At 42.0% G+C, this 20269-nt stretch carries 16 protein-coding genes; 12 read left to right on the top strand and 4 right to left on the bottom strand.

Annotation, left to right across the window (positions count from 1 at the left end; all coding sequences use genetic code 11):
* Positions 1–13 precede the first annotated feature (13 nt).
* The 4 genes from hslV to priA all read right to left on the bottom strand — a co-directional run bounded on the left by hslV (position 14) and on the right by priA (position 5384).
* A complete protein-coding gene (hslV, locus tag G3R48_RS13985) occupies positions 14–538 on the bottom strand; it encodes an ATP-dependent protease subunit HslV (RefSeq protein ID WP_212593369.1) in 525 nt (174 codons plus the stop codon).
* Positions 539–693: 155 nt separating this feature from the next.
* Positions 694–1269, bottom strand: a complete 576-nt coding sequence (locus G3R48_RS13980) for an SPOR domain-containing protein (RefSeq protein ID WP_153665637.1) — start codon at positions 1267–1269, stop codon at positions 694–696.
* 2 nt (positions 1270–1271) lie between these two features.
* Positions 1272–3017 carry an arginine--tRNA ligase gene (argS, locus tag G3R48_RS13975; RefSeq protein WP_153665635.1) on the bottom strand — a complete coding sequence of 582 codons (1746 nt, stop codon included), beginning with the start codon at positions 3015–3017 and terminating at the stop codon, positions 1272–1274.
* 177 nt (positions 3018–3194) lie between these two features.
* Positions 3195–5384 carry a primosomal protein N' gene (priA, locus tag G3R48_RS13970; protein ID WP_323741275.1) on the bottom strand — a complete coding sequence of 730 codons (2190 nt, stop codon included), beginning with the start codon at positions 5382–5384 and terminating at the stop codon, positions 3195–3197.
* A gap of 432 nt (positions 5385–5816) precedes the next feature.
* On the opposite strand from priA, the gene G3R48_RS13965 reads away from it, so the two are divergent.
* The 12 genes from G3R48_RS13965 to G3R48_RS13910 all read left to right on the top strand — a co-directional run bounded on the left by G3R48_RS13965 (position 5817) and on the right by G3R48_RS13910 (position 20269).
* Complete coding sequence (locus tag G3R48_RS13965; protein WP_153665633.1) at positions 5817–7133, top strand: FimV/HubP family polar landmark protein; 1317 nt, start codon at positions 5817–5819, stop codon at positions 7131–7133.
* A 259-nt stretch (positions 7134–7392) separates the two neighbouring features.
* Positions 7393–7605 (top strand): 50S ribosomal protein L31, encoded by a 213-nt coding sequence (gene rpmE / locus G3R48_RS13960; protein WP_153665631.1) that lies wholly within the window; start codon positions 7393–7395, stop codon positions 7603–7605.
* Between the two features lie 683 nt (positions 7606–8288).
* Positions 8289–9536 (top strand): malic enzyme-like NAD(P)-binding protein, encoded by a 1248-nt coding sequence (locus G3R48_RS13955; RefSeq protein WP_153665629.1) that lies wholly within the window; start codon positions 8289–8291, stop codon positions 9534–9536.
* 150 nt (positions 9537–9686) lie between these two features.
* A complete protein-coding gene (gene csrD / locus G3R48_RS13950; protein ID WP_153665627.1) occupies positions 9687–11606 on the top strand; it encodes an RNase E specificity factor CsrD in 1920 nt (639 codons plus the stop codon).
* A gap of 382 nt (positions 11607–11988) precedes the next feature.
* Entirely contained in the window at positions 11989–12870 is an 882-nt protein-coding gene (locus G3R48_RS13945) for a biogenesis protein MshI (RefSeq protein WP_153665625.1), read from the top strand.
* A complete protein-coding gene (locus G3R48_RS13940) occupies positions 12867–13469 on the top strand; it encodes a PilN domain-containing protein (RefSeq protein WP_153665623.1) in 603 nt (200 codons plus the stop codon). Before G3R48_RS13945 ends, G3R48_RS13940 begins: the two co-directional genes overlap by 4 nt.
* Positions 13466–14134 (top strand): MSHA biogenesis protein MshJ, encoded by a 669-nt coding sequence (locus G3R48_RS13935; protein WP_212593368.1) that lies wholly within the window; start codon positions 13466–13468, stop codon positions 14132–14134. Before G3R48_RS13940 ends, G3R48_RS13935 begins: the two co-directional genes overlap by 4 nt.
* Positions 14121–14441, top strand: coding sequence for an MSHA biogenesis protein MshK (locus G3R48_RS13930; RefSeq protein WP_323741274.1), 321 nt, complete (start codon positions 14121–14123; stop codon positions 14439–14441). Before G3R48_RS13935 ends, G3R48_RS13930 begins: the two co-directional genes overlap by 14 nt.
* Positions 14442–14453: 12 nt before the next feature.
* Positions 14454–16133, top strand: a complete 1680-nt coding sequence (gene mshL, locus G3R48_RS13925; protein WP_153665621.1) for a pilus (MSHA type) biogenesis protein MshL — start codon at positions 14454–14456, stop codon at positions 16131–16133.
* A 19-nt stretch (positions 16134–16152) separates the two neighbouring features.
* Positions 16153–17094, top strand: a complete 942-nt coding sequence (locus G3R48_RS13920) for an ExeA family protein (RefSeq protein WP_153665619.1) — start codon at positions 16153–16155, stop codon at positions 17092–17094.
* Positions 17091–18512, top strand: coding sequence for a tetratricopeptide repeat protein (locus tag G3R48_RS13915; RefSeq protein WP_153665617.1), 1422 nt, complete (start codon positions 17091–17093; stop codon positions 18510–18512). Before G3R48_RS13920 ends, G3R48_RS13915 begins: the two co-directional genes overlap by 4 nt.
* Positions 18509–20269, top strand: coding sequence for a GspE/PulE family protein (locus G3R48_RS13910; protein WP_153665615.1), 1761 nt, complete (start codon positions 18509–18511; stop codon positions 20267–20269). Before G3R48_RS13915 ends, G3R48_RS13910 begins: the two co-directional genes overlap by 4 nt.

The raw sequence follows: 20269 nt of genomic DNA, 5'->3' as shown, positions 1-20269 counted from the left end.
CTTACGTTCAGGTTTAGTAGTCGATTTGCTCAACCGTTTTGTGTTGGTTGGTAAATACGCAAATGTCACCCGCAATGGTGAGTGACTTTTCGGCAATTTCACGAGCGCTAAGTTCGGTGTTTTGAATTAATGCCAATGCTGATGCGTGGGCAAAGTTGCCACCTGAACCAATGGCAATTAAGTCGTGTTCTGGTTGGACGACGTCACCGTTACCGGTAATAATTAATGACGCTTCGGTATCGGCTACAATGAGCATGGCTTCTAGGTTGCGCAACATTTTGTCGGTGCGCCAGTCTTTGGCGAGCTCAACGGCAGACTTTAATAAGTGGCCTTGGTGCATTTCGAGTTTGGTTTCAAAACGCTCAAATAGGGTAAAAGCATCAGCAGTACCACCGGCAAAGCCAGCGAGTACTTTATTGTGATATAGACGACGCACCTTACGTGCATTGCCTTTCATGACAGTATTGCCGAGGGAAACTTGGCCATCACCAGCGATGACAACTTGATTATTGCGGCGTACGGATACGATTGTAGTCACGGTAAATCCTCTTCACTTTCACACCGCATGAGTGGATCCTCAGCGGTTGATTGATAAAAAAGATATGGGGATAATATTTATTATTTCAAGGACAGATAAGATTCAAGCCACAAAATGTGGCCTGAATGAATACCGTTATTGCTGAGGGTGAGCGATTATTGCCATAACCAAATTTGACAGCCGTTTATGCCATCTTTTTGAAGCTTATGGTTTTGTGTTTCTGCTAGGCGTTTACCTTCATAAGGCCCCATGACCACTTTATACCAAAGACCCGTGGTGCCTTCTGTTCGTTTAACTTGCGCCTCAAACCCTTGAAAAGCAATGCGCGCTTTTAATGTTTGCGCTTGCGATTCTTTGCGAAATGACCCGCACTGCATTTGGTACAGCTTAACTTGCAGCTTTTCAGACTCAGGAATATCAACTTCAATTTGCTTATTTTTAAGCTCTTCTTGGTAGGTCCATTTTTGTTCAGGTTTAGGCGGTAAGTCGTCTTTTTTCACCGGTTTTGCGTTAGGTTGTTCAATCACCACCGGCGTTTTTATCGCTGGGGCCGCAGGTTCAGTGGTCGGGCTTTTTAACCACCACAAGAAGTAGCCAAAAACACCAGCAAAAACCAATACCATGAGGAATAATCCATAAGGTTTCCTGCGTTGTGGTTGCGCTTTTTTGCCTCGAGTTGCACGAGGCTTTTTGGCTGTTTTAGGTTTACGATTTGCGTAGTCACGACTCATAATTACATGCGCTCTAGAGTGTCAATGCCTAATAAAGATAACCCGGTTTTTAGCGTGTTAGCGGTCAGTTTAGCCAACAATAAACGAGACTCTTTTTGTGCTTGGGTGTCTGCAGCAAGCACTGGGCAAGCCTCATAGAAGCTTGAAAACTCACTGGCAAGTTCGTACAAGTAAGCACATAACACATGCGGCTGACCTTTCGTGGTCATGCGGGTAAGCACTTCATTAAATTGTGCTAATTTGTTGGCTAATTCTTTTTCTTTAGTATGTTCAAGGACAATTTTTGCCTGACTTAAATCAACATCTTGTGCCCGTTTGAAGATACCCGCCACGCGCGTGTATGCATAAAGTAAGTAAGGTGCGGTGTTACCTTCAAAACTGAGCATTTGTTCAAAGCTAAAGATGTAATCGCTAGCACGGTTTTTAGATAAATCAGCATATTTAACGGCGCTAATACCAACGACACGGGCGATTTCAGCTAATTCGGCTTCGTCCATGTCTGGGTTTTTACTGCGCACTAACTCTAATGCACGTACGTCGGCTTCATCTAATAAGTCGACTAATTTAACTACGCCGCCTGAACGGGTTTTAAATGGACGGCCGTCTTCACCGTTCATGGTGCCAAACCCGGTGTGTTCTAATGACATTTCTGGATTAACAAAGCCTGCTTGGCGTGCAAGACTAAATACTTGCTGGAAGTGCAATGCTTGGCGTAAATCAACAAAGTACAATGCGCGGTCGGCTTTTAGTACGTTTGAACGGTAACGCATGGCGGCCATATCGCTCGTTGCGTATAAGTAACCACCATCAGCTTTTTGGAGGATAACCGGTAATGGATCGCCGTCTTTGGTTTTAAATTCGTTTTGGAAGACGACTTTAGCGCCATTGCTTTCGCTCAGCAAGCCTTTGGCATCAAGGTCGGCAACCACTTGCTCAAGGTCAGCATTGTATGCACTTTCGCCGCGTACGTCTTCACGGGTTAGGCTAACACCTAAACGTTGGTAAATTTCAAGACAATGGCTTAGAGAAATGTCGTTAAATTCACGCCATAGTTTGTTGCAGTATTCGTCACCTGATTGCAGCTCAACCACTAATTTACGGGCGCGAGTGGCAAATTCGTCAGATTCATCAAAGCGGACTTTTGCTGCGCGATAAAATTCTTGTAAGTCAGATAATTGCAATGACGCTTGTGCTTGATCGTCAGTACGTAATTCTTCCATGTAAGCCAACAGCATACCAAATTGCGTGCCCCAATCACCGACATGGTTTTGGCGAATAACATGGTGGCCTTGAAACTCAAGTGCACGCACCACACTGTCGCCAATAATGGTCGAACGTAAGTGACCTACGTGCATTTCTTTTGCAAGGTTTGGTGACGAGTAGTCGACAACAATAGTTTGTTTCGTTGGGCGTTCAATACCAAGGTGATCATCGTTTAGGGCGGCTTGCAATTGGCTTGCGAGGGCATTGTCGTCAATAAAGAAGTTAATGAAACCCGGGCCGGCAATTTCTACTTTGGCCACATGGCTAGACTCAGGCAAGTTGTCGATGATCAGCTGAGCGATGTCGCGAGGATTCTTTTTTGCCACTTTGGTGAGCATCATTGCAAGGTTAGTTGCTAAGTCTCCATGACTCTTATCTTTCGTGCGATCCACTTGTATGCGAGCTTGAAAATCGGCAGGGATCAGTGCTTGCTGCTTAAAGGATTCAACGGTTTGTTCTAACAAAGAGATAATATGTGATTTCATGGCGTTTATGTGCACTTAAAAATGGGTTTAAAATGGGTAATCAACAGACGTGACTGAACCGTTTATTTTACCTGTTTATACTGTCTAATTGCTATGCGTTTTGTGGCATTTGTTGAGTTTTTTATCAAAACGGCCGTTGTTTGCCCTAAGTTTTGAGCTTTTGTTGTTAGATTGTGATCACATTAAATCTTGTGGATCTCTATCTAGACTCCACCGACAACGTTTTTGCTCTGGCAATTGTTCGATTAAGGGGAGTGCATGTTCAAATGCCCGCTGCAATATCACTCTGCTTTTGGTTTGAAATAATAATTGGCGACGGTATTTACCGGCTTTACGATCAAGCGGAGCAGGAATTGGACCAATGATTTCGCATTCTTTATTTTGTGGTAATAACTGGGCAACGGCCTCTAAAAAGCTATCGGCATCTTGAGCGTTATGGGCTTCAGCACGCAGTAGTAACATATGCCACACTGGCGGCAATAAAGCTTGTGATCGTTCTGTGAGTTGGTTTTTAGCAAACTGGTGATAACCATGCTTAATAATGTCGCGAATAATCGGGTTGTCACTTTGATGAGTTTGTAATAAAACTTTTCCGGGTTTATCTGCACGTCCTGCACGGCCTGACACCTGAGTATAGAGTTGGGCAAAGCGTTCTGGGGCGCGAAAATCTGCGCTAAATAATGCGCCGTCGACATCAATTAACCCAACTAAGGTAACGTCAGGAAAGTGATGTCCTTTAGCAAGCATTTGCGTGCCAACTAAAATTTTGAACTCACCTTTATGAATTGCATGTAATTGTTTCTCTAATGAGCCCTTTTTACGGGTGGTATCGCGGTCGATTCGTACCACGGGATGTTTAGGAAACATCTCACTTAGTGCTTGTTCTAGTTGTTCGGTTCCTAAACCGTGACCCATTAGCATTGTGCTGCCACATTGGTGGCACTGGTGCGGTATGGCATAGTCGTTACCACAATGATGACAACGGATTTCATTAAGTCCTTTATGGACGGTAAAAAAGGCATCGCAGCGATCGCATTCATGCAAATGGCCGCACTCATGGCATAACAACGCTGGGGCAAAGCCGCGGCGATTTAAAAATAACAACACTTGGTTGCCAGCGTCTAAATGCATGCGCATTTCATTAATTAATGCGTCGGATAAACCGACTTTCAACGGCAATGAGCGGATATCAATTAAGCCTTGCTGTACCATTTGCGCTTTACCAGCACGCTCAGAAAGTTCAAGGTGATGATAACGACCATTGAGGGCATTTTGTAAGCTTTCTAATGAAGGGGTTGCGGTGCCGAGAATGACGGGAATATCTTCATAATGGCCGCGCATAACCGCAAGATCGCGCGCATGATAACGTACGCCTTCTTGTTGTTTGAAGCTGCTATCATGCTCTTCATCTAAAATAATTACTCCAGGAAAGGCCATCGGAGTAAATAGTGCTGAGCGAGTGCCGATAATAATCGCGGCTTGTCCTGAGCGGGCCATTCGCCATGCATCTAGACGTTGGTTGTCTGTTAATCCCGAATGAATAACTGCAATATGAACATCAAATCGACGTTTAAAACGGTTAATTGTTTGTGGGGTTAAGCCAATTTCTGGTACTAAAATAAGTGCCTGTTTTCCCTGCTTTAATACGGTTTCAAGTACATTAAGGTATACCTCGGTTTTACCTGAACCGGTGACACCTTCAACTAAGGTGCAATGATAGCCTTGTTGTTGATTTAAAATCGATACAGCAATGGCTTGCTGCTTATTGAGTTTGTGACCCGACTCGTTCATGGTTAATTGTTGTCGCCAGCTTAAATCAACCGAAATGGCAATGTCTTGACGGATTAACCATTGACGATCTTCAAGCGCCTTTAATGCTGCTTTGCTAAATTCAAGGGCGTTAAATTCATCGATAGTGAGTGGTTTTTTACTCAGTTGTTCAAACAGCTTTTTCTGTGCAGGTGCTCGTGATAACACCTTGATGTCAGCTTGTTGGCCTACCTCTGATAATTGCAATTGAGTGATAGATTTCGGTGCCGCGTCAGCGCCTTTTCGTAATGCGACCGGTAATGCTTGGCTTAACATTTGCCCTTGGCTACAAAAATAGTAGCGTGCCGCCCAAAGCGTTAATATAAAGAGCGACTCAGGTATGAGCGGCTCTTCATCTAAGGCGATGGAAATGTTTTTGACCTTGGCGGTATCAAAAGTGCAAGTGATGTCGAGTTTAGTGATTAAGCCGATTTGTTGGCGCGGTCCAAAAGGCACTTTGACACGCAGACCCACTTGCATTTTAGTTATCAAATGTTCAGGGACTTGATAAGTAAAGTTTTGTCGTAATGGTACAGGGAGGGCAACTTCTACAAACACAGGGCAACTTTCAGCAAGGATTCATATCATCAGTTTACCTTTAACTTGGCTTAAAGCGTTAGCGCTGTGTTGAGCTAATATTTTGTCATAGCTAACAACCTTATAAATAGTAGGTTGTAATTAGGCTACAATAGCGATTAAGTTATCGGTGTTGCTCATTCTTTTGTTTTATTACATTAGCGCTTGGAAATGTTAAAACATCTCGAAATTATGTCTTGTTTAAGATAAATTAATCTTTAGTACGAGGGATTAGCTAGCTTAAACTTTATGGCTTATTTATTATGCTGTATCGATAACCAATAATTTTTGCCTTAATTATCATATTATTGTGTTAGGTTAGCGATGTTGCACTTATGGAATTAAAACAATAATTCAGAAAAACAAAATGTTGAATATTTGTGAAAACTGAAGTGAACCAAAAGGATTGATTTGATGAAAGCTTTTGCAGCGTTAGCTTTGTTGGCTACGCTGGCTATTAGCATTACGGCACCGGTATTTGCTGAAATAAGCCATGTAAAAATTGACACCAAACAGTTTGAAGCGGGCTCGCTTCCAACTATTACGGTAAATGTCACATCTGAGTATCGAGATTTATCTCGGCTGCAATTTTACTTACGTCAAATCTATCAAGGCACAATCGTGCTTGAGAAACTTGAGGTAATATCTAATCGAGGTGGGCGCCTTGAACTGCAAGGTAAGGAATCGTTTCGAGACCCTAATGCAGTATTAATTGTGTCAGAGCGCCGCCAGGGGAAATGGCAACAATATAAACCTGTCCCTGTATTTGACCCGCCAGTTATCTCTGTTAATAACAAACAACCTATTGGTGTAAAAACCATGAAAACAGGTGCTAAATCTAAAGCTTACGTTCAAGCTGATTTAACGAGTTCTGTAGAAGGTTGCCATGTAATTAGAGCTGAGGGTGATACATTGTGGCGCATTGCTGCAAAAAACGAGCAGCATTGGGGGACAAATACTTTTGGTGCCATGCTGGCGATTTATTATGCCAACCCAAGGGCGTTTAAAGGTAATTACATCAAACGTTTACGAGCTGATAGCCAATTAACTTGTCCATCAACGCAAGAACTCGCCCAATATATTGATATCAACCAAGACAAGCAGGCATTTGACGCACTGGTTGCAGCGGGTAAACCTGATGCTAAGACACAAACAGTTAAAGACGAACAGCCTAAGACTCAAGCTGGCACTGCCAAGGTTGAGGCGGATTTAATAACAGTATCAAGCACGGTTGAGGCTAAGCAAACAAAGGCGCCAACTGAGTCTTTAGTTGTGGCGCGTGAAATAGAGTCACAAGTTGCGGCTGAGTCTGAGGTGAATACTGTTTCAGAGTCGTCAGTATCGACGATGAATGATGCCCCCGTTGAAATTGTTGAACCAATCAAGCCTGCATTAACGGACGCGCAAAAATCACAAGCAATTGTCGAAGATATCAACAATGCCCACATCGCAGTAAAGTTGGCTGATATTAGTGAACCAAGTTGCCAAGTTGAACAGGCTGCTGGTGACACGTTATGGAAACTTGCACAGAAAAATCGTCAAGCATGGAATGTTGGATTATTTGGGGCAATGCTAGCGATTTATGAAGCGAATCCAAAAGCATTTTCTAATAATAAAATTAGCAAAATGCGCGCCGATGTCGCGTTAGTTTGCCCAAGTGAGCAGCAACTACAAATACAACGTGATACTGACAACACGAAAGAAAAGTTTGACCAATTGGCGGCGCAGTAGCGAACCCTCTGTAGTGTAGTAGGTTGTTTTAAGGTAGCCATTTTAGAGCATGCCTTTAAAGCGTAAGAATATTGCTGTGTGATTACGCTATTGCACTAATAGCGATTACAAGCCTAATTTATCCATGTCGATAAATTAGGCTTGTTTGTATTGGGCATAAGCTGTATTATTCCGCGCCTAAAACATATTGTTAATAACATCATGTGGTGCTCAACTTCGGGTTGGGAGAGCGACATGGCCTTTATTTGAGGTAATCCTAATGAAAGCAGGTATTCATCCAGAGTACGCAGAAATCACCGCAACTTGTACTTGTGGTAACGTAATTAAAGTAAACTCTACTGCAGGTAAAGATTTACATTTAGACGTTTGTGGTGCATGTCACCCATTCTATACTGGTACTCAGAAAGTTGTTGATACTGGTGGTCGCATCGACAAATTCAATAAGCGTTTCGGTATGCTTAGCAAAAAATAATCGACTTAGATTATTGACTAAAGGCGCCTATTGGCGCCTTTTTTGTTGGCTAACATAAACATTAAGCGGTTGAAAATTAATTGTATTATTGATGAGTGTTTAGGCTTTTAGCATTAATGTTCTAGTCCACAGTCCACAGTCCACAGTCCACAGTCCACAGTCCACAGTCCACAGTCCACAGTCCACAGTCCACAAATTATAACTGACAAGTACATGAGCATTCATAGGGGGTGATTTCAGCAGTGACTCAGTGTGAGTTATGAGCATCGCCAGGCTCGGTAATGAGCTTTAGTGTTGAATATATTTTTAATGGTGAGTGGAAAAGATGGTCTGATAAACTTTTTAGTTATAAATAAGATGTTTTATATTCACTTTGTTTTATCGTTATGTTTACAAAATTTGCAGCGGAAGTTCAGTAATTTACCGGATTGCTGCATGAAATCTTGTTATTTTCCTACATTTTTAACTTGTTGATTTGTAAGTGTTACTAATCGATTAGTTTTCTTTTTGGTATTGATGAGTATTTTGTTGCTGCTAACGGCTGTTAAACGCATTTTTTGATTTATATCACATCTTAACTAGCGTATTGTTAGCCTGATTTTGACGAACAAAAAAAATGAGTTAACTCAATAGCAAAATCACGGCCTACTTCCCTAAAAATTGTGCATTTCAGGATGTTTAACATGTCAGATTTACGTCAGCAAGCTCTCGATTACCATGAATTACCTGTTCCCGGAAAAACTGCCGTGCAGTTAACTAAACCCGCGCAAACGAGCCATGATTTATCTTTGGCTTATAGTCCCGGTGTTGCAGAGCCTGTGCGTGAGATTGCCGCTGATCCTGAAAATGCTTATCGATATACCAATAAAGGTAATACGGTTGCCGTCATTTCAAATGGCACGGCCATTTTAGGCTTAGGTAACTTAGGTCCATTAGCGTCAAAACCCGTTATGGAAGGTAAAGCGCTGCTATTTAAGCGTTTTGCCAATATCGACTCCATTGATTTGGAAGTGAAACACCGCACCAGTGAAGACTTTATCCAAACGGTCGCCTCTATTGCTGATACCTTTGGTGGTATTAACCTTGAAGATATTAAAGCACCTGAATGTTTTGAAATTGAACGAGAGCTGATTTCACGCTGTAATGTCCCAGTTTTTCATGACGATCAACATGGTACGGCGATTGTGACTGCAGCAGGCATTATTAACGCATTAGAGATTCAAGGTAAGAAAATAGAAGAGTCAGTATTCGTTTGTATGGGGGCTGGAGCCGCTGCTATTGCGTGTATGACCATGATAGTAAAATGTGGCGCTATGCGAGAAAATGTCTACATGTTAGATCGCCAAGGCGTTTTGCATACTCGTCGTGACGACTTAAATGAATACAAAGCGTTGTTTGCCAATAATACCGATAAGCGCACGCTGCAAGATGTGATTAAAGGCGCAGATGCTTTTCTTGGTTTATCAGGTGCAGACTTATTAAAGCCTGAAGACATTGAGTTAATGGCCGAAAAACCCGTGGTGTTTGCATGTTCAAACCCAGACCCTGAAATTAAGCCTGAGCTTGCACACGCCATTCGTCATGACTTGATTATGGGGACGGGGCGCAGTGATTACCCTAACCAAGTTAACAATGTATTGTGTTTTCCGTTTATTTTCCGTGGCGCGCTTGATGTACGAGCATCAACCATTAATGATGAAATGAAAATTGCAGCCGTACACGCTATTGCAGACATTGCTAGGCAACCTGTTCCAGCTGAAGTGTTAGCGGCTTATCCTGATGTTGATCACTTAACCTTTGGGCCTGATTACGTGCTCCCAAAACCGATGGATCCTCGATTATTACCAAATGTTGCCAAAGCGGTTTCGCAAGCGGCAATTGATTCTGGTGTAGCTGCGATTAAAACCTTGCCAAAACATTATGATTTTTAAGCTGATTTAATCAACCAAACAAAAAGGGGCATAAGCTCCTTTTTTTATGGCTAATAACGATTAATTAGGCTAAATAGTGATTTCATGTATACTCATTTTAGTAGGCTTAACATCATAATAAATCACCTATTTTGTAGGTAAAAAAACAAGATGAAACTGACGAGAATTCTTACAAAGAAATTAACTAGCTTTTGGCTGTTTTCACTTGGCGCCGTCGCATTTGTATTTTTATTGACCGCATTTATTAGCTTTATTCAATTAACGTATACCTTCCAACAACAAAAAGTCACCGAGCTACACCATGTGGTCATTGAGCATTATCAAGATGACAACCTCGAACAATTATCAATGTGGTTAAAACCGATGATGGAAGCTTTCCATGCCGGTGAGTTTACCTTAACTGAAAACGGCAAGGTATTAATGGCTATCAATACGAGGGGTGATAAGACCGTATCTGGTCTGCGAAATTATCGTTTTGAGGTGGATGCTCAAAAACATGTTTATATGGACATTACGTTGCCGCAACCTTTTTCACAGCATCAATTAAGTCTGTACGAAATGCTTACTTTACTCGTTGGATTGAGTGCGATTGCCATTTTTGTGCGTTACGGCTACTTGTGGATTGCAAAGGAAGTCAATGGTATTGAGGTACTTGCAACCAGAAGTCACCTTATTTTAAATGGCGAATATCAAGCTGCTGGCACAACAGATTTTAAAGACGGCAAACCGCTACTAATTAACCGGGCATTGAGCAAACTACTTGATGATCTAGACGATGCGAAAAAAGAACGTGGTCGCTTTGATAAATTTATTCGTGCAAATACTTTTTTAGACCCTGAAACTCAAATGGGTAATCGGTTATTTTTTGAAAATCGCCTTGATGCATTAAGTCATGATCAAGAAATGATCGCTCACGGTATCTTACTGTTGATTGAGTACGATATTGACGCTAAATCAGCAAGTGTCGCTGAAGTAATGAAAGCCACAGCAGAGGCAGTTAATAAACTAATTGAAACGCTGCCAGACAGTTTTATTGCTCGGCGTCATCAACAGCAGCTTGCGGTCGTGGTGCCGCAGCTTTCGTTAGCAGAGGCCGATGTACTTGCAAATAAAATATTGAAACACTGCCTAACCTTAGCAAGTGATAATGTGACTGAAAAAGACAATTACCTTCATATTGGGGCGGCATTTTACAAGCTTGCGGATATGACAACACAAGTTGTCGATGAAGCGGAAATGGCACTCAAAGCGGCACAGTTACAGCGGGTTAATACTTGGTTTATGTACGACAAAGGCGTATTAGATAGTGAAATTGCCAAAGGCTCAGTGCGCTGGCGTAGCTTTCTTGAAAATGCGTTAGTGGCTAAGCGCTTTTATCCTGTTGCGCACGCTATTGTTGATAGTGATGACAAACCGCTTGCTCAAGAAATACTGAGTCGAGTAAAGGACAATAATGGCAATGATATTCGGGCTACGCTGTTTATCCCAATGGCAAATAAATGTGGCTTAATGCCGCAAATTGAGCGGCAACTCCTGACACATGTGATGCAAAAAATGATGCTGCAAAATGAACAAGTTTATTCCATTAATCTCAGTGCTGATGCCTTAACAAGTCGGGCGTTTGTGCGTTGGTTACAGTCCACATTGCTTGAACATCGGCCCTTAGCAGCCCGATTAATCTTTGAAGTGTCAGAAGATATTGTTGTCAAACACAAACGTCAGCCAATGTTGATGAAAACCTTAAAAATGATCAGGAAAATGGGGGCTAAATTATGCGTTGATCATGTTGGTCAACAGGTAGTCGGCACCCATTATATTCAAGAGTTTGATTTTGATTTAGTGAAATTACATCGATCGATTGTGCATAACATCCATCAACGCTCTGAAAACCAACTTTTCATTCGTTCACTGATTGGCGGGCTTTATCGCGCTAAAGTGCATGTTTTAGCTGAAGGAGTTGGAAGTATTGAAGAATGGCAAACGTTAAAAATTTTAGGGGTAAGTGCTGGCCAAGGCGCGTTTTTTAGTCAGGGCATCGTGAATATTTCAACTAAAAAATCACCCGCATAACATTATTCTCCTAATCGTGGTATTCAAGGTTTTATCTTTGATTTTTACTTGTATAAGCCTGATTCACAATCTATCTTAACTAAAGGCACATTTTTAAAGTAAATTTCTATAAAATTAGCAAATTAGCGTTTAGAATTAACAAAAGGTGCTTTCTAAAAAAATTTGCTGTTGTAATCTTAGTTAATAGCGAACATCGTTAAATTTTCGAGTTAATGCAGCAAATATAAAATGGTCTATGCACAGTTCAACTCACGAAACCACGTGTTATATGGCAATGAGTGAAAGCTTCATGTGTTAAATGATTTCGCACAAGAATAAGATAATCAACATCATATAACCAGAATGCAGCCAAACTGTGTTCAATAAGACTACGGAAAGCAGAATGGGTAATGGCTTTTTTAAGAAGTTAGCTTTTTGGCAATCAACCGCCTTAGAAGGTGAAGTTGGTGTGTATCTCAGTGAGCACATGTTGTGGCTGTGCGATGGAACAACAGAAGATGCTGCCGTAAAAATTGTGTCCATTGCGGTGGTCGATGGCCAATGGCGACAAGCTTTTGAATCTATTAAGTCCCAATATGGCCTGGTGACACTGCAAATTGTGTTGGCCGAGAACCTATATCAATTACTACAAGCTGACAAACCTCATGTCGATCAAGCTGAGATTAATCAAGCCTTAATTTGGCAAGTAAAAGACATGGTTACCGAGCCTGTTACTAATATTCATCTTGATTACTTTGAAACCAGTGTTAGCAATAATGACAAAGTCAGTGTGGTTGTGGCTAACCGCCAATTTTTGGTTGATATTGCCGTTATCTGTGATGACTTAGGCTTATTGATTGCTGGCATAAGCATTGAAGAAATGACCGTGACTCATTTATTGGCAAATGAAACACTCGCCCATATGGTCGTCATGCATCTTCCTGGGCAAGAATTACTCTTTACTGTGGTAAAAGCCGGTGAATTATTAATGCAGCGGCGTGTACGCGGCTTTAACCAACTTGATACTGTAAAAGTTGAAGACCTCAATGACGGTATTGCCGACAACCTGAGCTTAGAAATTCAGCGCTCAATGGATTACTTTGAAAGCCAATTGAGGCAACCGCCAGTGGCATCTATTAAGCTGCTGGTCGAAGGTGAGATTGAAAAGCTAACTGAGTTAGTTGCGGCTAATTTTAATCAACCTGTTCAAGCTATTGCGCATGATGGCGTTGCTAGTTTTGTTGCCCATTCAGCCCATCAAGAATTAATGCGGGGTGCAATATGATTAAACAATCCGTTAATTTATATTCCAGCTCATTATTGCCACCAAAATTGAAACTATCGTTCAAAAGACTGGTTGCTGGCGCCGTTGTTGTATCGATTATTGCTGTTGTGTGTGGGACGCTGCTTATGTGGCAAACCTCCCGTGTTGAAAATAAGCTGGAAATTGCAAAGACCGAACAAGATATTTTTAACCAGAAAAAACAGCAATTGGAAGCACAAATTGCGGTAAGAAAACCGGATAATAAATTAGTTGAGCAAGTTAATTTAGAGCAGCAACGATTAACATTAAAGCAAAAGCTAAAAGGCGAACTGGCCGCACGTAGAACCGCAGTGAGTATGGGGTATTCACCGTTATTGGTTGATTTAGCCAAAGTCTCTGATGCCTCTGTGTGGTTAAGCCGGATTCAAATTAATAAAGGTAAGTACGAGTTTGAAGGTTACGGTGCTACGGCGCAAAGTATTCCATTATGGGTCGAAAAACTTAAAGCAACAGACACCCTTAAAGGCTACACCTTTGCGGCAATGACAATGAGTCGCGGTGAAGATCGCCCCCTTGCATTTAAGCTTACCAGTCAGCCAGTTAAGGAGGACGTGCAGTGAAGCAACCGTGGCAGTATCTTGAAACCAAATTTAATGTGCTAACTGAACGCGAACGCGGGCTGATTTTTTTAGTGGTCGCAGCATTGGTGGTTATGTTGGCTTATACATTCATTGATGCTCAATGGCAGCAGTTGAAACAGCACAAAACTCACTTAGCGAATATTGAACAACAAAACCTGCTTTCTGAGCAGCAAATTGGATTATATAACCAACGTTTAGCTATTGACCCTAATGAAGATTATCGTCAACGCTTGACCCTAATAAATGAACAAGCTCAGGAAATTGATGCCAATTTAAAATCGCAAATGATTGATATGGTTCCTGCTCAATACATGCCAACAATGTTGGCAAACTTATTAGCCAATATGCACGGTGTTCAATTGGACTCATTTTCTTCTATTCCTCCAACCCCTTTGCTTGATATTAAAGAAAATAGCGATGACAAAGCTGACCACAAACTGAATCTATACAGTCATGGGATTAAATTGTCGTTAACGGGAGACTATTTTTCAATATTGAAATTTGTCAAAGCGATAGAAGACATGCCAGATAAACTATTTTGGGAACATTTAGACTATAAAGTGGACAGTTATCCAAAAGGGACAATGGAATTAGAAATGTATACCTTGAGTATCAATAAGGATTTTATCGGTGTTGCGAATTAAGACTAAATGCTTAACGTTGATAATAGCGCTTAGTTCGTTAAGTGTGTTATCGGCTAATAGCCAAACATTAAGAGACCCCACATTACCTGGCCGTGACCAAGTGGTCACTGAAGTGGGTACTCAACAACAATCATTAGTTCTTAACAGCATTGTTAATGGTTCAACCCCTTATGCGGTAATTAACGATACTATTTTGTCTATTGGAGACATTATTCAAGGACGAAAAATTTCATATATCGGTCAAGATTACGTTAACTTCACAGATGGCAGTAAATTACAGCTGTTTATGTCGATAAAAAAGAGATAGGAAGCGCAATAAATGAAAGCAATTAAAATTATCACCCCTGTGCTATCTCTGTTTCTTGTGGCTTGTCAGTCTGTTGACCGGCCGCAACCGACAGCGGCTAAAGAAGCTGTTAATGAATCAGTGGTGTTAGCCAAAAACGCAGCGGCAAAACCCACTCCGCCACCGGCGATGATGCCTGCTGATGTTCAACGTGAGCTTAATAACAGTCAAAATATTGGAAGTGTCAGTTCAGCCCCCGCTGAGCGTCGATTTGATGTATCAGCGAATAATGTTGACGCTAGAGTATTCTTTCCAAGCTTAGTTAAAGGCACGCCATTAAGTGTGGCGGTACATCCGAATGTACAAGGAAAAATTTCGTTATCACTGAAAGGGGTAACATTGTCTGAAGCCATAAAAGTTGTTGAAGATATTTACGGTTATGAAGTGAGCCGAGAAGGGCGCATTTTACGTGTTTACCCTGCTGGTATGCGTACAGAAACATTCCCGCTGAACTACTTATCAATGAAGCGCGAAGGTTTGTCATTAACGTCTGTGAGCTCAGGGCGAATTTCAGATAATAACGCTAATAACAGTAACAGCAATAACAGCAGCAATAACAGTAACAGCTCAAGTGGCTTTGGAAACAATAGCGACTCAGGCAGCAATAACAGTAATGGTGGCGATAACACTAATGGTACCTTTATTCGTTCAACCACCGAAACTGACTTTTGGGGTGAACTAACTGACACGCTAACCGCCATTATTGGTGGTAATGATGACGGCCGCAAAGTTGTCGTGACGCCACAAGCTGGCTTAGTGACCGTTCGGGCTTTTCCTAACGAGCTCAGAGAAGTACGTGGCTTTATTCAAAAGGCTGAGTCGCATTTACAACGCCAGGTTATTTTAGAGGCTAAAATTTTAGAAGTGACGTTGTCTGATGGTTACCAGCAAGGGATTCAATGGGATAATGTTGTCGGCCATGTAGGCAATACCGATGTCTCATTTGGTACTTCACCAGGTTCTGGGTTAACTGACCAAATTACCAGCGCAATTGGTGGGGTTACGTCAATAAACTTTAAAGGCAACGACTTTAGCACCATGATCAACTTGTTAGATACTCAAGGTGATGTTGACGTGCTGTCTAGCCCACGAGTGACGGCATCGAATAACCAAAAAGCGGTGATTAAAGTCGGTAATGATGAATACTTTGTCACTGATGTATCCTCAACGACCGTTGCCGGCACCACACCTGTGACGACTCCGCAGGTTGAACTTACACCTTTCTTCTCGGGTATTGCTTTAGATGTTACCCCGCAAATTGACGCTGAAGGTAATGTGCTCTTACATGTACATCCATCAGTGATTGATGTGAAAGAGCAAACCAAGTCTATAAAAGTGAGTGACTCAACATTGGAACTGCCATTAGCGCAAAGTGAAATCCGTGAGTCAGATACCGTGATTAAAGCCGCATCAGGAGACGTGGTTGTTATCGGCGGATTAATGAAAAGCGATACCACTAAAATTGTATCTAAAGTACCACTGCTGGGTGATATTCCACTTTTAGGTGAACTCTTTACCAATCGTAGTAATGCAACCAAGAAAACCGAATTAATCATTATGCTTAAACCAACGGTTGTTGGTGGAGATACGTGGGCAAATGAACTGCAACGTTCTCGTGACTTAATTGAGCGTTGGTATCCGTCAGACAAATAAGTTTGCAGAGAAAAAATTTATGTATTTGCAACATTTTGGCCTTGCTCAGCTCCCATTTACGCTGACGCCAAATACCGGATTCTTTTTCGGTTTGGCACCCCATGTTGAGGCGCTACAAGTGTTGCAAACGGCATTGTCTACCGGTGAGGGATTTATTAAAGTCACCGGTGAAGTTGGCACCGGTAAAACGCTGGTTTGTCGTAAGCTGCTTAATGAGTTACCTAAACAGTACCACTGTGCATATATACCGAATCCTTATTTAACCCCGGTAGAACTGCGCTGGGCCGTCGCCAACGAACTGGGCATTGATACGCCTAATGACGTTAACCAACAATATCTTGCAGGGCTTATCCAAGCCAAATTACTTGAGTTAAACGAGCAAGGTTTTAACGTTATTTTAGTGCTAGATGAAGCCCAATCTCTGCCTGATGACAGCATTGAAGCCCTGCGATTGTTTACTAACCTTGAAACCGAAAACCGTAAGTTGTTGCAAGTGGTGCTATTTGGTCAGCCAGAATTAGATGTACGCCTAAGCCAGATTAAGTTTCGCCAACTGCGTCAACGTATTACGTTTAGTTATCATTTACGCCCACTGAGCTGGGATGAAGTGCACGCTTATATGCAACACCGTTTGTGTGTTGCCGGTTATCAAGGTGATAACCTGTTTAGTGCTTCTGATGCAAAATTTATTGCTCATGCCGCTCGAGGAATTCCAAGGTTAGTGAATATTATTGCGCATAAAAGTTTGTTATTAAGTTTTGGTGATGGCAGTGAGAAGGTAAAACTAAAGCACTGCCAAGATGCAGCATTAGATACTGAAGATGTCCAGCTTAGTCGTACCAGTATAACTCAACCTAAACGGGCATTATTATGGGCATTGTTAGCCGGTTTACTTGTATTAAGCCTGATCCAATTAGATGCAACCACTGATTTACTCACACGTATGAGAGCCTTAATATGAGCGTGATTAATAAAATGCTGCGAGACTTAGACAAAAGGCAGCATAGCGACTCAAATCGCCCATCCGATGCCATAAGCACCGATGTCATAGACACTCATTCAGCAAATAATGAACATACTGAGTTTGTAAAACCACAATTACAGTATCGGCAAGTCATGGCTAAGCCTAAACCTTATAAATCATTTATTTTTGTCGTTGGATTATTGATTGTGATGGCATGGTTTGGCATGGAATTACTGCAACAGGCAAGCTCTGAGAGTCAAGGCAATCATTCCCCTAATCCTCAGTTAATCACCGAAACTCACCACACTACAGCAACATCAGTTAATGAAGATAAAACGGCAACCAAAGCGCTGTTACAAGCCTCTGAGACTAAGCTTGTCGATATCACCTCTGCGGTAAAGCAGGTAGTTGATTCAAAGCAAGTTGAAACAGACTTAACTGATACATCGCAAACAGATAAGCAAAATGTAAAGTCTGTGCTTATCGCGAAAGCGGTTACGCCTTCGAGTAAACAAGTGGTTGAGACTTCGGTTGATGACAACGGTGTACCTAAAAAGGCTGCGCAGATCAGCACCGTTAAGACGGCAAATGCATTAACCGCTAACCAAGCACAAAAAATGCAGTCACCAGCACATTCTGACACAGCAAGTACGCAGTTAACGCAGACTGACGCCATTAAATTAATAACGCCTAGCATCTCTAATACAACAGCTAATATACACACGACATCAAATAATCAGCGGGTCAATGAGGTTGTCGTTAAGCCCGCGACAGCTAAGCAAGCAAAAACAGTGACGCAAACTGCGAATATGCAAGTAACTGAAGTGACGTTGAGTAAGTCACAGCTTGCACAGCGTGAATTTAAACAAGGAGTCAGTGCTGAAAATAATCGTAATATTGCCCAAGCAGCAGGCCATTATTTAGAGGCCATTATGTTACAACCTGATTTTCATAAAGCCCGTAAACGGTTAGCTGCGGCTTATTATCTTCAGCAAAATCCTTTAACAGCAGTAAGGGTACTTGAGAGTGGGGTGACGATGTTTCCTCAACAATCTGAATTTTATTTATTAATGTCTAATTACCTCATCAATATTGGTGATTATGATAAAGCCTTAGCCAAATTAGATAATATTGATAATGCCAGCCACTGGGCACGAGATAAATGGATTGAGCAAACCGAAATAGCACAACAATCACAACGGCCTAAACTTGCTGAGCAAGCATACCGAGAGCTGGTTCGTTTAGAGCCAACTCAGGGGCGCTGGTGGATGGGGTTAGCTTATGCTCTGGACACTCAAACACAATATTCACAAGCCGCGCAAGCTTATCGCTCTGCGTTAGATAATAACGGCTTATCAAATGCTGCCATGCAGTTTATCGAAAATAGATTAGAACAGTTAGGGACTAACCGATGAAACTGAAGCTAAAAATGCGCTTAGGTGATTTGCTAGTTCAAGAGCAAATCATTACCGACGAGCAATTAAAACAAGCCCTTTCGGAGCAGCGTCATACCGGCCGTAAATTGGGTCGAACTCTCATTGACTTACAAAGTATTTCAGAAGACCAATTACTGCAATTTTTATCGCAACAGCTTAATTTGCCATACCTTGATATTAGCCGTCGTCCTATTGCGCCGGAGGTCGTTAATGTATTGCCAGAAGTGCAAGCGCGTCGTTATCGTGCCTTAGTGGTTGAAAACCATGATGATCACGTGCTTGTGGCAATGAGTGATCCTGCTGACTTACAAGCTATCGATAACTTAGAAGTCTTTTTTGCTCCTAAAACACTGAAGTTAGCAGTGTGTCCTGAGCAACAATTACTCGATGCATTTGATAACCTTTATCGCCGCACTGAACAAATTGCTGAAATTGCAGGCAAGCTTGAAGAAGAATATGCCGCCGATGATATGTTCGACTTAGCAAACCTGACTCAAGGCGACAGTGATAATGAAACAACGGTTGTAAAACTGCTGCAATCCATCTTTGAGGATGCGGTGCAAATGCGCGCTTCGGATATTCATATTGAACCCGGTGAAAATGTACTGCGCATCCGTCAACGGATTGATGGTCAATTACATGAAAACATTTTAAATGAAGTGAACATTGCAGCAGCATTGGTACTGCGATTGAAGCTGATGGCGGGATTAGATATATCAGAGAAACGCTTACCACAAGATGGACGTTTTCATATTGAAATCAATGGACACAAGATTGATGTGCGTATGTCAACTATGCCCATTTACCATGGTGAATCTGTGGTGATGCGTTTATTAGATCAAACTGCTGGGCTTCGTACTTTAGACGAAACCGGCATGCCGCCTCATATTGTTGAACGTATTCGTAAACAAATTCGTCGCCCACATGGGATGTTATTGGTGACCGGGCCAACCGGTAGCGGTAAAACCACCACTCTTTATGGTATTTTAAGTGAACTCAACACGGCTGATAGGAAGATCATTACCGTTGAAGACCCTGTTGAATATCAACTTCCACGAATAAACCAAGTACAAGTAAGCCATAAAATTGGGCTAGATTTTTCTAACGTACTGCGTACTACGCTTCGCCAAGATCCCGATATCATTATGGTGGGGGAGATGCGTGACCAAGAAACTGTTGAAATTGGTTTGCGTGGTGCATTAACAGGTCACTTTGTTTTATCAACCTTACATACCAATGATGCTGTCACTAGTGCGCTACGTTTACTCGACATGGGGGCGGCAAGTTATTTGGTAGCCAGTGCGTTGCGAGTGATTATTGCGCAGCGTTTAGTTAGGCGTGTTTGTCATAACTGCGCCATTGATTACCAACCAACAGCGGGTGAGCGCAGCTGGTTGCAAAGTATGTCTAAGTTTGACTTTACCCAAGCAAAATTCAAAGTGGGTACGGGTTGTCAAAGTTGTAATGGTTCGGGTTATCGTGGTCGAATTGGTATTTTTGAAATACTCGAACTTGACGAAAACATGATTGACGCCATGCGTACTGGTAATCCACAAGACTTCGCCCGTGCAGCGGCTCAAAGCCCTAACTTTATTCCATTGGCCGACTCTGCTTTATCGTACTTACAACGTGGAATCACAACCATTGAAGAGGTCGCTAAACTGGTAGAAGACGTCAGTGAATCAGAGACACCGTTGGCTGATGATATCGTTAACGAACATCACGGTGAGAGATAA

Origin of the sequence: Shewanella intestini (assembly GCF_018221465.1) — a bacterium.
Classification (GTDB): Bacteria; Pseudomonadota; Gammaproteobacteria; order Enterobacterales; family Shewanellaceae; genus Shewanella; species Shewanella intestini.
This window is presented reverse-complemented; position numbering and strand designations above follow the sequence as displayed.

What these genes read in the sequence shown, in the direction of transcription:
- G3R48_RS13980 (WP_153665637.1), bottom strand. Translation starts at nt 1,269, where the DNA reads ATGAGTCGTGACTACGCAAATCGTAAACCTAAAACAGCCAAAAAGCCT.
- argS (WP_153665635.1), bottom strand. Translation starts at nt 3,017, where the DNA reads ATGAAATCACATATTATCTCTTTGTTAGAACAAACCGTTGAATCCTTT.
- G3R48_RS13965 (WP_153665633.1), top strand. Translation starts at nt 5,817, where the DNA reads ATGAAAGCTTTTGCAGCGTTAGCTTTGTTGGCTACGCTGGCTATTAGC.
- rpmE (WP_153665631.1), top strand. Translation starts at nt 7,393, where the DNA reads ATGAAAGCAGGTATTCATCCAGAGTACGCAGAAATCACCGCAACTTGT.
- G3R48_RS13955 (WP_153665629.1), top strand. Translation starts at nt 8,289, where the DNA reads ATGTCAGATTTACGTCAGCAAGCTCTCGATTACCATGAATTACCTGTT.
- csrD (WP_153665627.1), top strand. Translation starts at nt 9,687, where the DNA reads ATGAAACTGACGAGAATTCTTACAAAGAAATTAACTAGCTTTTGGCTG.
- G3R48_RS13945 (WP_153665625.1), top strand. Translation starts at nt 11,989, where the DNA reads ATGGGTAATGGCTTTTTTAAGAAGTTAGCTTTTTGGCAATCAACCGCC.
- G3R48_RS13940 (WP_153665623.1), top strand. Translation starts at nt 12,867, where the DNA reads ATGATTAAACAATCCGTTAATTTATATTCCAGCTCATTATTGCCACCA.
- mshL (WP_153665621.1), top strand. Translation starts at nt 14,454, where the DNA reads ATGAAAGCAATTAAAATTATCACCCCTGTGCTATCTCTGTTTCTTGTG.
- G3R48_RS13920 (WP_153665619.1), top strand. Translation starts at nt 16,153, where the DNA reads ATGTATTTGCAACATTTTGGCCTTGCTCAGCTCCCATTTACGCTGACG.
- G3R48_RS13915 (WP_153665617.1), top strand. Translation starts at nt 17,091, where the DNA reads ATGAGCGTGATTAATAAAATGCTGCGAGACTTAGACAAAAGGCAGCAT.
- G3R48_RS13910 (WP_153665615.1), top strand. Translation starts at nt 18,509, where the DNA reads ATGAAACTGAAGCTAAAAATGCGCTTAGGTGATTTGCTAGTTCAAGAG.